At 74.2% G+C, this 13,367-nt stretch carries 12 protein-coding genes; 7 read left to right on the plus strand and 5 right to left on the minus strand.

What is annotated here, in order from left to right; all coding sequences use genetic code 11:
- Positions 1–20 precede the first annotated feature (20 nt).
- Both ACIPSC_RS32475 and ACIPSC_RS32480 read right to left on the minus strand, forming a co-directional pair.
- A complete protein-coding gene (locus tag ACIPSC_RS32475; protein WP_400831288.1) occupies positions 21–1,445 on the minus strand; it encodes an FAD-dependent monooxygenase in 1,425 nt (474 codons plus the stop codon).
- A 230-nt stretch (positions 1,446–1,675) separates the two neighbouring features.
- Entirely contained in the window at positions 1,676–2,587 is a 912-nt protein-coding gene (locus ACIPSC_RS32480; RefSeq protein ID WP_400831290.1) for a LysR family transcriptional regulator, read from the minus strand.
- A 95-nt stretch (positions 2,588–2,682) separates the two neighbouring features.
- On the opposite strand from ACIPSC_RS32480, the gene ACIPSC_RS32485 reads away from it, so the two are divergent.
- Positions 2,683–3,552 (plus strand): PhzF family phenazine biosynthesis isomerase, encoded by an 870-nt coding sequence (locus ACIPSC_RS32485; protein ID WP_400831293.1) that lies wholly within the window; start codon positions 2,683–2,685, stop codon positions 3,550–3,552.
- Positions 3,553–3,654: 102 nt separating this feature from the next.
- On the opposite strand, the gene ACIPSC_RS32490 is transcribed toward ACIPSC_RS32485, so the two are convergent.
- A complete protein-coding gene (locus tag ACIPSC_RS32490; protein WP_400831296.1) occupies positions 3,655–4,824 on the minus strand; it encodes a serine hydrolase domain-containing protein in 1,170 nt (389 codons plus the stop codon).
- Between the two features lie 155 nt (positions 4,825–4,979).
- Here ACIPSC_RS32490 and ACIPSC_RS32495 point away from each other — a divergent pair, with 155 nt between their 5' ends.
- From ACIPSC_RS32495 to ACIPSC_RS32515, 5 genes are all read left to right on the plus strand, one after another.
- Positions 4,980–6,275: a sensor histidine kinase gene (locus tag ACIPSC_RS32495; RefSeq protein WP_400831298.1), complete on the plus strand. Its 1,296-nt coding sequence runs from the start codon at positions 4,980–4,982 to the stop codon at positions 6,273–6,275.
- Entirely contained in the window at positions 6,272–6,994 is a 723-nt protein-coding gene (locus ACIPSC_RS32500) for a response regulator (RefSeq protein WP_400831300.1), read from the plus strand. The genes ACIPSC_RS32495 and ACIPSC_RS32500 overlap by 4 nt, the downstream gene beginning before the upstream one ends.
- A 90-nt stretch (positions 6,995–7,084) precedes the next feature.
- Complete coding sequence (locus ACIPSC_RS32505) at positions 7,085–7,807, plus strand: FadR/GntR family transcriptional regulator (protein ID WP_400831302.1); 723 nt, start codon at positions 7,085–7,087, stop codon at positions 7,805–7,807.
- The gene (locus ACIPSC_RS32510; protein ID WP_400831305.1) at positions 7,804–8,658 is read left to right on the plus strand and encodes a sterol desaturase family protein; all 855 of its coding nucleotides are present in this window, start codon (positions 7,804–7,806) and stop codon (positions 8,656–8,658) included. The genes ACIPSC_RS32505 and ACIPSC_RS32510 overlap by 4 nt, the downstream gene beginning before the upstream one ends.
- A gap of 92 nt (positions 8,659–8,750) precedes the next feature.
- The gene (locus ACIPSC_RS32515; protein WP_400831308.1) at positions 8,751–9,572 is read left to right on the plus strand and encodes an alpha/beta fold hydrolase; all 822 of its coding nucleotides are present in this window, start codon (positions 8,751–8,753) and stop codon (positions 9,570–9,572) included.
- Positions 9,573–9,642: 70 nt separating this feature from the next.
- Here the strand turns inward: ACIPSC_RS32515 and ACIPSC_RS32520 are convergent, their stop codons facing one another.
- The gene (locus ACIPSC_RS32520; protein WP_400831310.1) at positions 9,643–10,515 is read right to left on the minus strand and encodes a methyltransferase domain-containing protein; all 873 of its coding nucleotides are present in this window, start codon (positions 10,513–10,515) and stop codon (positions 9,643–9,645) included.
- Between the two features lie 615 nt (positions 10,516–11,130).
- On the opposite strand from ACIPSC_RS32520, the gene ACIPSC_RS32525 reads away from it, so the two are divergent.
- Positions 11,131–11,778 (plus strand): alpha/beta hydrolase, encoded by a 648-nt coding sequence (locus ACIPSC_RS32525; RefSeq protein ID WP_400831312.1) that lies wholly within the window; start codon positions 11,131–11,133, stop codon positions 11,776–11,778.
- Positions 11,779–12,073: 295 nt separating this feature from the next.
- On the opposite strand, the gene ACIPSC_RS32530 is transcribed toward ACIPSC_RS32525, so the two are convergent.
- Complete coding sequence (locus ACIPSC_RS32530; protein ID WP_400831314.1) at positions 12,074–12,967, minus strand: MBL fold metallo-hydrolase; 894 nt, start codon at positions 12,965–12,967, stop codon at positions 12,074–12,076.
- Positions 12,968–13,367: the final 400 nt, after the last annotated feature.

The following is a 13,367-nucleotide window of genomic DNA, read 5'->3' on the forward strand; positions in this document are numbered from 1 at the left end:
GGGGCCGCCGGCAGGTGGGCTCAGCCGGCGGCGGTGCCGAACCACGTGGGCAGATGGGTGAGGAGGTCCTGCTGGTCTACGCCGGCCCATGCCACGTGGCCGTCCGGGCGCAGGAGTACCGCCGGTGCGTCGAGCTCCCGACCGGTGTCGACGACGTGGTCGATCCGGTCTTCCCAGCCCGTCACCGACAGCCGGCCGGTCCGGTCGAGGAGCAGGCCGCGGCCGGCGTGCATCAGCTCGTAGAGGCGTCGCCCGTCCTTCAGCTGCACGTCCCGCATCCGCCGGCCGAGCAGGTCGTGGCCGGCGCCGAAGTCGTAGCGGACGCCGACCGCGGAAGTCATCCCGGTCACGTACCGGTTCACCTCCTCGAAGTCCAGCAGCCGCGAGAACAGATCCCGTAGCGCCACTGCACCGGGGCTGTTCTCCAGTAGCGCGCCCTGCGCGCGGGTGTTGGCCAGCACGGCGGCGCCCACCGGGTGGCGCTCGGCGTGGTAGGTGTCGAGCAGACCCTCCGGCGCCCAGCCGTTGATCCGGGCCCCGAGCTTCCAGCCGAGGTTGAACGCGTCCTGGACACCGAGGCTCAGACCCTGCCCGCCGGTCGGCGGATGGACGTGCGCCGCGTCGCCGGCCAGCAGCACCCGCCCCACCCGGTAGCGCTCGGCCTGCCGGGTGGCATTGCCGACCCGCGACAGCCAGCGCGGCGAGTGCACCCCGAAGTCGGTGCCCGCGTGGGCCCGCAGCTGCTCCTTGAACTCCCCCAGGGACGGCGCGGCCCGGTCCTCGGCCACCCCGTCGGCGGGCACGATCACCCGGTACACCCCCTCCCCCATCGGGACGGTGCCGAACCGGACGTGCACCTTGCGGACCTCTGCCGTGACGGCGGCCACCGTCGCCGGATCCTCCGTCATCTCCATGTCGCCCAGCAGCGTTTCGACCGTGGAGGGCTCGCCGGGGAAGCCGACGCCGGTCAGCCGACGCACGGTGCTGCGCCCGCCGTCGCAGCCGACGAGGTAGCGAGCACGCAGTCGGGTGCCGTCGGCCAGCTCGACGTCCACCCCCTCCTCGTCCTGGGCGAGCCCGACCAGTTCGCAGCCGCGCCGGATCTCGGCACCGAGCTCGGCGGCGCGCTCGGCCAGCAGTTCCTCGGTCACCGTCTGCGGCGTCGCGAGGCCGAACGGGTGCGCGGTGTCCAGCAGGTCCGGCCGCAGCTTGACGAGACCGCCGAAGTCACTGGTCCGGTAGGGCTCACTGACCGCGAGGAACCGCTCCAGCAGGCCGCGCTGGTCCAGCATCTCGACAGTGCGCACCTGTATCCCGCGCCCGCGGGACTGCCCGGCCGGCTCGGTCAGCCTTTCGAGCACGACCGTCCGCACCCCGGCCAGCCGCAGTTCGGCAGCCAGCATCAGCCCGGTCGGTCCGCCACCGGCGACGATTACGTCGATCATCAGAATTCCCCACCCGTTTCCGCAGGTCATGGCTACGAGTGGAGATTCTGCGGCACGACCGGGCCCTTGCTGCAAGCCCCCTGACGGGCTATAAATTGATCATGGCAAGGAGCGGGTCGGGCCTCTCCTTGCCCATCGTTCCCCTCGCCCGTCCGGAACGGACATCCTTTTCGCCGAGCGATCGCACCACGCGCCCGCATCGCGTGCCGTCCGCCCCCGCGGTCCTGTGCTCAGTGCGGGAAGTGGTGCGGCAGCTCCGCGGCGAGCGCGGCCGCCGCCGGGGAGAGCCAGCGCCGGCGGTGGCGGGCCAGATGCACGGTGACGTCGGGGAACTGCGGCCCCGGCACCTGCGTCAGACGGCCCGACCGGAGCGCGTCCGCGACATTGGCGCGGGCCAACAGGCTGAGGCCGAGGCCCGCGGCCACGCAGGACCTGGCGGCCTCCAGACTGCCGAAGCGCGTGATCCGGGGCGGTGCGCCAGTGGCGGCGGCGAGCAGCCGCTCGATGAAGCTGTCGCTGTACGAGCAGCCCTGCTCGTGCAGGAAGTAGTCCTCACGGGCCAGCTCCGCCCAGTCGGTGGGCGAGTCGGTGGCGCTCCGGGCGGCGGCAGGGTGCTCGGGCGAGCAGACCAGCACCAGCGGCTCGCCGGCCAGCGGCGTGCAGTCGATGTCACGGAAAGCGGCCTCGTCCTCCAGCAGCAGGGCCAGGTCCAACTCCCCGGTGCGGAGCGCGGCGACGGCGGCCGTGGTCCCCATCGTGCGCAGGTCCACCTCGACCCCGGGGTGGCTGCGGCGGAGCGCGGCGATGACTCCCGGCAGCCGCGCGGACACCAGCGTCTCGCCGGCCGAGAGCACCACGCGTCCGGTCACCCGACCGCCCGAGCCACCGGCCGAGGCCGCGACCGCCCGCAGCCGGGCCTCGGCCTCCAGCACCGCCTCGGCCTGCGCCAGCACCTCGCGCCCGGCGCCGGTGAGCACCACCCCGCGTGGCAGCCGGTCGAACAGCCGCAGGTCGAGGTCCTTCTCCAGCGCCTGCACCTGAGCGGTCACGGTGGACTGGACGAGGTGCAGGCGCTCCGCGGCGGCGGTGAGGTTCTCGGTCCGGGCGACGGTGACGAAGGTGCGCAGCAGTCGGGTGTCCATGCCGCCGACGATAGCGCCCTGCCATCGTGAAATGCGATGGAGCTGATCGGAATCCATCGTTTGTCCGGATGCCTTCGGGGCGCCAGGGTAGGGGCATGAGCCTGAAGAGCACACGCCCCGAGACCCTGCGCTACACCGCCTTCACCACCGACCCCGCCGGCGGCAACCCGGCCGGCGTCGTGCTCGACGCCGCCGCGCTGGACGATGCCGCCATGCTCGCGACCGCCGCCGAAGTCGGCTACTCGGAGACCGCGTTCGTCACCTCCGCGGACCGGGCGGCGCGCCGGTTCCGGCTGCGCTTCTTCAGCCCGCTCGCCGAGGTCGCCTTCTGCGGTCACGCGACCGTCGCCACCGCGGTGGCCCTGGCCGAGCGGATCGGCCCCGGCCCGCTCGTCTTCGACACGCCGGTGGGCGAGATCGCCCTGGACACATCGGCAGCGCCCGGAGGCACCGTGACCGCGACGCTCACCAGCGTCCCCACCCGCTCCCGACCGGCGAGCGAAGCGGAGGTGCACGCCTCCCTCGCGGCCCTGCGCTGGTCCCCGGAGGACCTCGACCCGGCGCTGCCGCCGCACGTCGCCTTCGGCGGGAACGAGCACCTGGTCCTGGCCGTGGCCACCCGCGAGCGTCTCGCGGACCTCGACTACGACTTCGAGGCCCTGGCCGAGGTGATGCACCGTCACGGCTGGACAACGCTCCAGTTGGTCTGGCGTGAGACCCAGGAGCTCTTCCACGCCCGCGACCCCTTCCCGATCGGCGGTGTCGTCGAGGACCCGGCCACCGGCGCCGCGGCCGCCGCCCTCGGCGGCTACCTGCGCGCCATCGGCGCCCTCCCGTCCTCCGGTGCCTTCACCATCCGCCAGGGGGAGGATCTCGGCCGGCCGAGCCTGCTCCGGGTCGAGGCGTCCACGACGGACCCGCGCGTGCGGGTGAGCGGGCGGGCGGTGGCGGTCGTGGGGCAGTGAGCGGTCGAGAGCCGGCCCCGGGGAGCGGCATGCCGCTCCCCGGGGCCGGCTGCCGGCAGCTCGGCCCGCCGGCGGGGGGAGTCGGCGCCGTCCTTCAAGAGGTCAGCGGCACAGGGCGGCGTCCACGACGCTCTCGATGTGCCTGGTACCGGCCGCGTCGGCCGGGATGCTGGTCACCGCGACGTTGACGGCGCGGCCGCCGTCGGTGGCTCCGCCCCGGGTCTCGTACCCCGGGATGTCGCCGCCGTGGCCCCAGTACTCACCGCCGCACGACAGCGGCCTGCTGATGATCCCCAGCCCGTAGCCGGCGCCGGTGTCGCCGATGGGGACGGTGGTGCGCATCTCGGCGAGCTGGGCCGGCTGGAGGAGCCCGCCGGCCAGGAGGGCAGTGAAGAACCGGTTGAGGTCGGAGTTGGTGGAGATCATCTGCCCCGCGGCCCAGGCCGAGGAGGGGTCGATGTCGGTGACGTCGCGCAGCGGCGCGCCCGCCGTGTCCTGCCGGTAGCCCTTGGGGTGCGGTTCCCGGATGGTCCTGTCACCGGGGGCGGGGAAGTAGGTGTGGCTGAGCCCGATGCGCTTGATGATGCGCCTGTCCATCTCCTCGGCGAGGGGGCGTCCGGTGACCTTCTGGACGATCAGGCCGGCCAGCACGTAGTTCGTGCTGCTGTACGCCCAGTTCGTCCCGGGGGCGAAGTCGGCCTTGTGCCGCAGGGCGATGTCGAGCACGTCGCGGGGTTCGAGGTACCGCTGCTGCAGGATGGCGCCGTCGACGTCTCCCTCGTATTCGGGAAGTCCGCTGGTGTGCTGCAGGAGCTGCCGGACGGTGATGCGGCGCCCGTCGATCCCGTCACCGCGCACGAGGCCCGGCAGGTACGTCTCGACGGTGGCGTCGAGGCCGACCCTCCCCTCACCGACCAGTTGCAGCACGACCACCGCCGTGAACGTCTTGGTGTTGCTCCCGATCCGGACCTGCCCGTCCCGGGGCACCTTCGAACCGGTGGCCAGGTCGCCGACCCCCGCCGTGTAGGTCCGGGTGCGGCCGGCACGGTCCACGGTGGTCGCCAGCGCGGCGGGCATGCCGTCATCGCGCACCAGCGCGTCGAGGCCCTGCTGGGCGGCGTCCGGCCGGGCGGCGGCGAACGCCCCGGACGGCGCCGCGAGGCCCGTCGTCATGCCGACGACGGCCACCCCGACGGCGAACGCCGCGGCCCGTCGCCGGCCGCCGTGCTGCCGCCCGGACGAAAGAAGTCGCCGGCCCGAGTACTCACGCATGTGTCAACTCCATTGGAATCGTGAGGAAGTGGCGGCAGGAGCCGCAGCACGATCCTGGCCCCCGGGCTGCCGGGCACGCATCGCGGGAAGGCGGGAGAACGTGCTCCCTCGATCGGGGGAGGTCACCGATCGGCTGCCCGGACATACTGGCGATCATGATCAGGGGACTCCGGCCGCTGCTGCGCGGCTCCACGTACACAGGTGCGCTGTTCGCCTCTTGCGGCGCGCTGGCAAGCCTTCCACTCCTGCCGTTCGCGCTCCTGCCGGTGCTGATGTGGCGGTCCGCCCCGGAGGCTGTGCGGTTGCCCCTGGCCCTGCTGACCTGGGCGGTGCTGATCGGCCTGGTCGGGCGGGCCGCCACCACCCGGCGGGTGCTGGTGGCGTCCGCGCGTCGAATGCTGAAGCTGCCGTTGCCGGATCCGGTGGCCGTCGGCCGGCCCGCCGGCCCACCCGGCGCAGGGCCGGCTCCGGCCCCGCCGGCGCCGGGCCGCACCGCGCGAGCCGGCGCCGACCGCTGGCGGACTCCGCTCTGGCTGCTCCTGCACGTGGCACTCGGCTGGACGGTGGCGGGGCTGGGCGGTCTGTTCCTCCTCATCGGCCTCGTCCTCCCGGGGGCCTGGCTCCGGGCCGAGGCGAGGCTGACCCTGTTCGGCTGGTCGATGCGCGCGGACGGCGGCTGGCAGAACTGGGCGGTGGCGCTCGGCTGCCTGCTGCTGGCAGCGGCGACGTGCGCGGTGGCGACGGCCGCTCTGCGATGGTCGGCGCCCAGGCTGCTGGGGCTGTCGTCGGCCGAGCGGATCGCACTGGCGGCCGAACGGGAGCGGCGGCTGGCCGAACGCAACCGGCTGGCCCACGAGTTGCACGACTCGATCGGTCATACGCTGACGGCGGCCACGATCCAGGCCGCGGTGGCCGGCGAGGTGCTCGCCGCCGACCCGGCGGCGGCGCGGGCCGCCATGCGCAGCATCGAGGAATCGGCCCGGGCCGCGCTGGAGGACCTCGACTACGTTCTCGGGGTGCTGCGCGAGGAGGAGGCGGGAACTGCGCCGACCCGGAGCCTGGTCGACCTGCCCGCGCTGCTGGAGCGGCTGCGGCACGCGGGCGCGGTGGTGGAGCCGGAGCTGTCCGGCGAGTGGGCGCAGGTGCAGGGGACGCTCTCGCGGGCGGCCTACCGGATCCTCCAGGAGGGGCTGACGAACGCGCTGCGGCACGGGGCCGGCGGGCCGGTCGAGGTCCGGGTGGCGGCCTCGGCGGACGCGCTGGAGCTCAGCGTGGTCAACCGGGTGGGGGCGGGTGCCGGCGACGGCGCGGGCGCCTTCCCGGCGTCCGGGCACGGCCTGGCCGGGCTGGCCGAGCGGGTGCGGCTGCTGCACGGTGAGATCGAGGCCGGCCCGCACGGCCCGCGGCACTGGCGGTTGGCGGTCCGGCTGCCGGTGCGGTTGCCCGCATGACCGGCGGCCCTGACGCGACCGAGGCCGTCCCTGTCGGCATCACCACGGGCAGCCCCGCCGGCGCACCCGTCACGCTCCTGATCGCCGACGACGACGAGGTGACCCGGAGCGGTCTGCGCACCCTGCTCGCCGCCCAGCCCGGGATCACGGTGCTCGGTGAGGCCGCCGACGGCGTCGAGGCGGTCGAGCAGGCGCGGCGGCTGCGACCGGACGTGGTCCTCATGGACGTGCGGATGCCACGCCGCAACGGCATCGAGGCCACCCGGCAGCTGCTGGCCGAGTCCGCGGCACCGCCGAGGATCGTGGTGATCACCACCTTCGAGAACGACGGCTACGTCACCGCCGCGCTCAGTGCCGGGGCCAGCGGGTTCGTGCTCAAGCGGCTTCCGGTCCGGCAGATCGCGGAGGCGGTGCGGGTGGTGGCGGCCGGGGAGGCGGTCCTCTTCCCCGCGGCCCTGCGCCGGATGGTCGCCGCCCGCCCGCTGGAAGCCACCGAGGCCCTGCCGACGGCGGCGCTGACGGGGCGGGAGGAGGAGGTGCTGCGCCTGATGGCCACCGGTCGCTCCAACCCGGAGATCGCCCAGTCGCTCACCGTGAGCCTGGAGACGGTGAAGACCCACGTCGGGAACGTGCTGACCAAGCTCGGCGCGCAGAACCGGACCCATGCGGTGGTGATCGCCTACGAGTCCGGTCTGGTGGTACCGGGGTGGGGCGGCTGACCCCGTGGGGCCGGGCAACCCGTGCCGTGAGCAGAAGTCATCTGGTCCAACCAGTTGACCAGTTCGGCTCTCGGGCTCATCCTCATCGGCATGACGGAAGCACCCATCAAGCGGGAGTCGGTCTCCGATCAGCTCTTCGCGATCCTCAGGGACCGCATCCTCGGCGGCCACCTGCCCGCCGACAGCGCCCTCACCGCCGAACGGGACCTGGCCGCGGAGTTCGGCGTCAACCGGCACGCGGTCCGCGAGGCGGTCAAGCGACTGCAGCAGGCACGGCTCGTGGAGGTGAGCCAGGGCGGACGCACCCGCGTCCTGGACTGGCGCACCCGCGCCGGACTCGACCTCGCGTTCGACGTCGCCCGCGGCAACGCCGTCTTCACGGGCCTGCAGCGCGACGCGATGGAGATGCGGGCCTGCATCGGGGCGGACGCGGCGCGGCTCTGCGCCGAGCGGTGCCCGCCCGAGGTCGCCGAGGCGATCGCCGGCGCCGCCGCGGACTACGGCGCCACCGGCGCCGACCTGGCGGCCCTGGACACGGCGGACGTCGCGCTGTGGCGGCTGATCGTGACGGGCTCCGGGAACCTCGCCTACCTGCTGTCCTTCAACACCCTGGTCGGCGGTGCCGTCGCCAGCGGCGAGGTGCCGCTGGTCCACCGCACCGCCGAGCTGCTCGACGTCACGGTCCGCCGCCGGCTGGCAGAGCTCATCGCCGCCCGCGACGCGCAGGGGGCCGAACGGGTGGCCCGCGAGATGCTCACCCGCACCGTGACCGCCATGACCCGCGCCACCACCGATCAGGGGGCTGGATCGTGATACCCGCCGTCGTCTACGCGATACCCGCCTTCGTGGTGCTCCTGCTCCTCGAAGTGCTCTCCTACCGCTTCCTCCCGGACGACGAGGAACGCGGCTACGAGGTCCGCGACACCGCAGCCAGCCTCTCCATGGGCATCGGCAGCCTGGTCGTCGGAGCCCCCTGGCGGGTGGTCGCCGTCCTCGCGTACGCCGCGCTGTACACGATCGCCCCCTGGCACCTCGCGACGGACTCGCCGTGGACCTGGCTGGTCCTCCTCCTCGCGGACGACTTCGCCTACTACGTCTTCCACCGCGCCCACCACCGGGTGCGCGTGCTGTGGGCCAGCCACGTCCCGCACCACTCAAGCCTGTACTACAACCTGTCCACCGCCCTCCGGCAGAGCTGGACCCCGATGACCAGCCTGCCGTTCTGGCTGCCGCTGGCCCTGCTCGGCCTGCCGCCGTGGATGATCCTCCTCCAGCAGTCCGTCAGCCTGGCCTACCAGTTCTTCCTCCACACCGAACGCGTCGACAGGCTCTGGCGCCCCGTAGAGTGGATCTTCAACACGCCCTCCCACCACCGGGTCCACCACGCCTCGAACAGGGCCTACCTGGACCGCAACTACGGCGGCATCCTCATCGTCTGGGACCGCCTCCTGCGCACCTTCCGGCCAGAGGGCGACGAGAAGGTGGTCTACGGCCTGACCAAGAACATCCGGACCTTCAACCCGCTGCGCGTCGCCTTCCACGAATTCGGCGCCGCCTGGCGCGACGCCCGCACCACCGACCGCTGGCGCGACAAGGCCGGCTACCTCCTCGGGCCACCCGGCTGGACCCCCCGGGCCACCCCGCCGGCCGACCCGGCCTCCTGACGCCCGCCGTCAAAAGGCGGTTCCCCCGGAGGCGGTTCCCCGGAGAAGCCCGGAACGGCCTTCCGTGCAGGCCGATCTGAGATCATTTCGGCATGACGACGAACACCGCCGACCCGAGTGCCGTGCCCGCAGACGACGTCCGCATCCCCGTCCCCGGCGGCGGGCACCTCTGGGCCGACCGCAGCGGGGCCGGGAGCCCCGTGGTGCTGCTGCACGGCGCCGGGATGGACTCCCGGCTGTGGGACCCGATCGTTCCTCGGCTGGCCGGTCACCACGAGGTGATCCGGTTCGACGCCCGCGGCCTGGGCCGCTCCGCTCCGCCGGAGGCGCCGTTCAGCGACGTCGACGACCTGCGCACCGTCCTCGACCACTTCGGTCACCGGCGGGCCGCGCTGGTCGGGTTGAGCATGGGCGGGGAGACCTCACTCGACTTCGCCCTCGCCCACCCGGACCGGGTGGCAGCCCTCGCCCTGGTCGGGGCCTCGGTGAGCGGCCACAGCTGGCCGGCGACTCCCGAGCTGTCGGCCTACTCCGCGGCCCGCCGGGAGCGGGACGCCGCCCGGCTGGCCGAGCTGGAACTGTCGATCTGGGCCTCCCTCGGCCGCACGGCCCCCGGAGGGGAGCTCATCGAGGTGATGGTGGCGGACAACGCGGAGCGGCGCATCATCAGCGAACTGCACATCGCCCCCTCCGCGGAGGGCGACGCCGAACCGCGCCTCGGCACGATCACGGCGCCGACGCTGGTCGTCCACGGCGACCACGACCACCCGGAGATCGGGGTGATCGCCGAACGCCTCGCCGCCGACCTCCCGGCCGCCCGCGCCCACCGGGTCCCGGACGCCGACCACTACCTGCCCCTGCGCACCCCCGACCGCCTCGCCGAGCTCCTGCTGGCGCACCTGTCCCGGTCCTGACGCCCGCAGGCCGGCCGTGGACGGCCGTGGGCCGGGTAGGCGGTCACGGTGGTCGCGGTGATCATGGGGACTACTCCCCCCGGCTGCCGGGGCCCTGCGCCGGCGCTCCCCCGGGCTTCCAGCCCCAGGCGGTGAGCATGCCGGCCGACAGGGCGGCGCACTCGTCGGAGCCCAGGTACCGGACGGCCGCGTCGAGAGCCGCATCGTCGACCAGGCCGGTGGCGAGCATCGCGGCTCTGCTGCGCTCCCAGGTGTCCGCCCAGAAGCGGCTGATGGGACTGCCCGGCAGCAGCGGCGGCACGTGGATCTCGGCGGCGACGCGCACGAGCCCCGCCTCGCGCAACCGGTGCGGGTAGGACGGCGCCGAGGTGGCGTCGGTCCCGATGGTGGCGCGCAGCCCCTGCCACATCGCCCGCATCGCCACGCTGTACGGGGTGCCGGGCGCCCGGTCGCTCGTCAGGTCGACCGCATCGCTGAGCACCAACACCCCGCCCGGCTCGACGAGTTCGGCGAGAGCCGCGATCAGGCGGTCGCGTTCGGGCAGGTGCATCAGCACGAAGCGCGCGTGGACGAGCCGGAACCGGCCGGGGGCGAAGTCCGGGGCGGTGATGTCGGCCTCCAGGACGTCGAGCCCGGGCTCGGGTGGCGGCCGGTCGGGGAGGGAGCGTCCGCCCAGGAAGCGCACGTCGCGGTCCACCGCGAGCACGCTCGCCACCCCGGCCTCGTCCAGCAGCCGCCGGGAGACCGTGCCGGTGCCGGCACCCAGGTCGAGGCAGCGCCAGCCCGGGCCGGCCCCGAGCGCCCGCAGCCGCGCCATGGTGACATCGTCGTAGGCGAGGGCCCCGAGGTCGGTGCGCTCGCCCTCACCGGCCAGTTCGGGGCGGAAGACGGCCTCGCCGTAGCGGCCGCCGCCCGGCGCCTCGCCGCGCGGGTCGGCGGTCACGACGCCGCCGGCGTGCGGCTGCTGGCGTCGTCCCGCCCGGGGAGCCGGGGCGGCGGAACGTCGAGGAGATCCATGGCCGGCCTTTCGCGCGGGGGGGTACGGCGCCGGGCGGGCGTCCGGAGGCCGCCGCCGCACCGATCCTCCACCGGCGCCCGCGCGCACGGCCGAGGCGCGCCGTGCCTGGGCCGATCGGCCCAAGGGGCACGGCACGCGTCACCGGGCGGAGCCCCGGGCGGTCCGGGTGCGGGTCAGCTGCCCGGTTGCACGGGGAGTTCGCTCCTGTCAGCGGGGTTCGGTGACGGCGGGCCCGGCGACGGCGAGCCCCGCGACGGCGCCGAGCCGAGTCGGCCCCGGCCGACTGCTCCGGTCGCGCCGCGGGCACCTGCTCCGGTCGCGCCGCGGGCACCCGGGCACAACGCTGGTAGCCATGGACACACTGTGGAGGGGCAGGAGGGGCACCGTCCGACCGATTCCGGTGACGATGACGGTGACCGGCACGAGGACCGCCGGCCGCGTGGGCGCGGCGGGTCCGGCCGGCCTGCGGGGCGGGGGCCGGCCGTGAGCACTGCGTCCGGAACGCCACGGACGGCCGGCGGGCCTGCGGCGACGGCGCACATGATCGTGCTCCCCGGCGGTGGCTACGGAACGCACGCGGAGCAGGAGGCGGAGCCGGTCGCCGACTGGCTCACCGGCCTGGGCCTGGCGGCGAGCGTCTTCCGGTACCCCGTGAACGTGCGGCACCCCGCTCCGCTCCGCGCGCTGCGCAGTGAGATCCGGCGCCTCCGCGAGCAGGGCGCCGACCGCATCGGGCTGATCGGCTTCTCGGCCGGCGGCCACCTCGCCGGGCACGCGGCCCTCGCACCGAGCACCGACCCTGGCGAGGCGGTCCAGTTCGCCGTCCTCGGCTACCCGGTCACGTCGATGGAGACCGAGACCTACCGGCCGGCCCAACTGATCCTGCTCGGCGAGGACGCCCCGCCGGACCTGCGCCGCGCGACCTCGCTCGACGCCCTGGTGACCAGGGCATCGCCCCCGTTCTTCCTCTGGCACACCGCCGAGGACGTCTACGTCCCGCCGGAGCACACCTACCGCCTCGCCGCCGCCCTGGCGGCGCACGACGTCCCGCACACGGTGCACGTCTACGCCCACGGCCCGCACGGCCTCGGCCTCGCCCACGGCTCCGGCGACGCGGCCACCTGGACGGCCTTCGCAGCGGCCTGGATCGCCGAACAGCTCCGCCCCGGGGCTGCATCCGCAGCCTGACCGAGGCGGCCGCCACCGGCGGCGGCCGAGCAACCGGACGGCCGGCGGCCGCGCCCGCACCCCACAGCGAGCCTGATCCCCGACACAGCGAGCCTGATCCCCGACGCGTCCGTGAAGCTGTACCCGGACGCCGCCCACGGCTTCCTCTTCCAGCCCGCCCGGGCGTTCGCCGCCGACGTGCACGCGTTCCTGGACCCGTAGGGCCGCGGCCCCTCCGGGAGCGGAACCCTCGCGGAGCCGAACCCTGCGGCGTCCGATCAGAGCCGTAGCCGCGTCCGATCGGACCCGCGTCCGATCAGAGCCAGGCCGCCATGAGGGTCTGCCAGGGGTCGTCCCCCTCGCGAGCGAAGTACAGCGCCCGTGCGCTCACCCACAGGACGGTCCTGCCGAGCCGGTCGGGGTGGCGCTCCAGCATCGCCGCGAAGAAGCCCTCCGCCGTCGTCTGCTTGGCCAGGACGGCCTCGGCGTCGTCGAGGTACTGGCGGGTCTCGGCAATGACCCGTCCGGCGTCGTCGTCGAGGTCCTTGTTCTGGTGGCTGGCGACGATCCGGCTCGGCTGCAGGGCCGCGACCGTGTCGATGGCCTTGCGCCACGGGCCGAATTCCCCTGCGGCCGCATCACCGAGATACAGGTGCACGCCGTTGTAGATCACGTCGCCGGCCACCACCAGCCCGAGGTCCGGCACGTGCACCACGGTGCAGTCGTCGCTGTCCGCGTGCCCGACCTCGACGAGGCCGAGATCGTGGCCTTCGAGGGTGAGACGGTTGCCGGGGACCGTCTCGGCCGTCACCGCGGTCACCGGGATCTGGTCCGGCCACATCACGTCCCAGAGCAGCTCCCGGGCCGACACGTTGCCGTGCATCTGCTCGATGGTCCCGGCGGAGGCGACCACCTGGGCACCGAAGCGCTCGGCGAGCGTTTCGGCGGTGAACCAGTGGTCACCGTGTCCGTGGGTGGCCACGATGTGTGTCAGCCGCTTCCCGCTCGCCTCGACCCAGTCCCCGACCCTCTGCGCCTGCTCGGTGGTGAGCGGCGGATCGACGAGGACGGCGTCCTGCCGGCCGTGGACGAGGGTGACCGCGATGGGCTGGTAGCGGCGTGGTTCCCCGTTGGGCAGCGGTCCGGACCCGGTCAGCGGCGACGGATCGAGGACGAACACGTCGTAGCCGAGGGCGGTGTCTGTGGTCACGGTGCTCCTCCGATCATGCCTGCGAGCGGGCCTGCCGACGTCCTGCCGACGTCCTGGCGAGGCTCGACCACGCATGTCTCCACTCTCCCGGCCCCGCGCCCCGCCCGCACCACGTGGCGCGCGTGGCCCGGAGCCAGGCCGTACGGCACTGCGCCTGGAACGTGGCCCGTGGCCCGTGGGGGACGTACCGACACGGCGGTGGAAGGCCGCCCGGAAGTCGGCGAGGGCGGGGTGACGAGCACCCTGGGCGCAGGCATCGGCGGCCGCGGCACCGTAGCCCCTTCGGATGACGTACAAGCGCAGGTCGAACACCCTCGGCCACCCCCGCATGCGCGTGGCCGACGGTCGCGTCAAAGCAATGTCCTGATCTTGGCCGGGGCCATCCCCGCACTCGCGGGAA

The sequence above is a fragment of the Kitasatospora sp. NPDC090091 genome, from assembly GCF_044747365.1.
In the GTDB taxonomy this organism is placed as follows: domain Bacteria; phylum Actinomycetota; class Actinomycetes; order Streptomycetales; family Streptomycetaceae; genus Kitasatospora.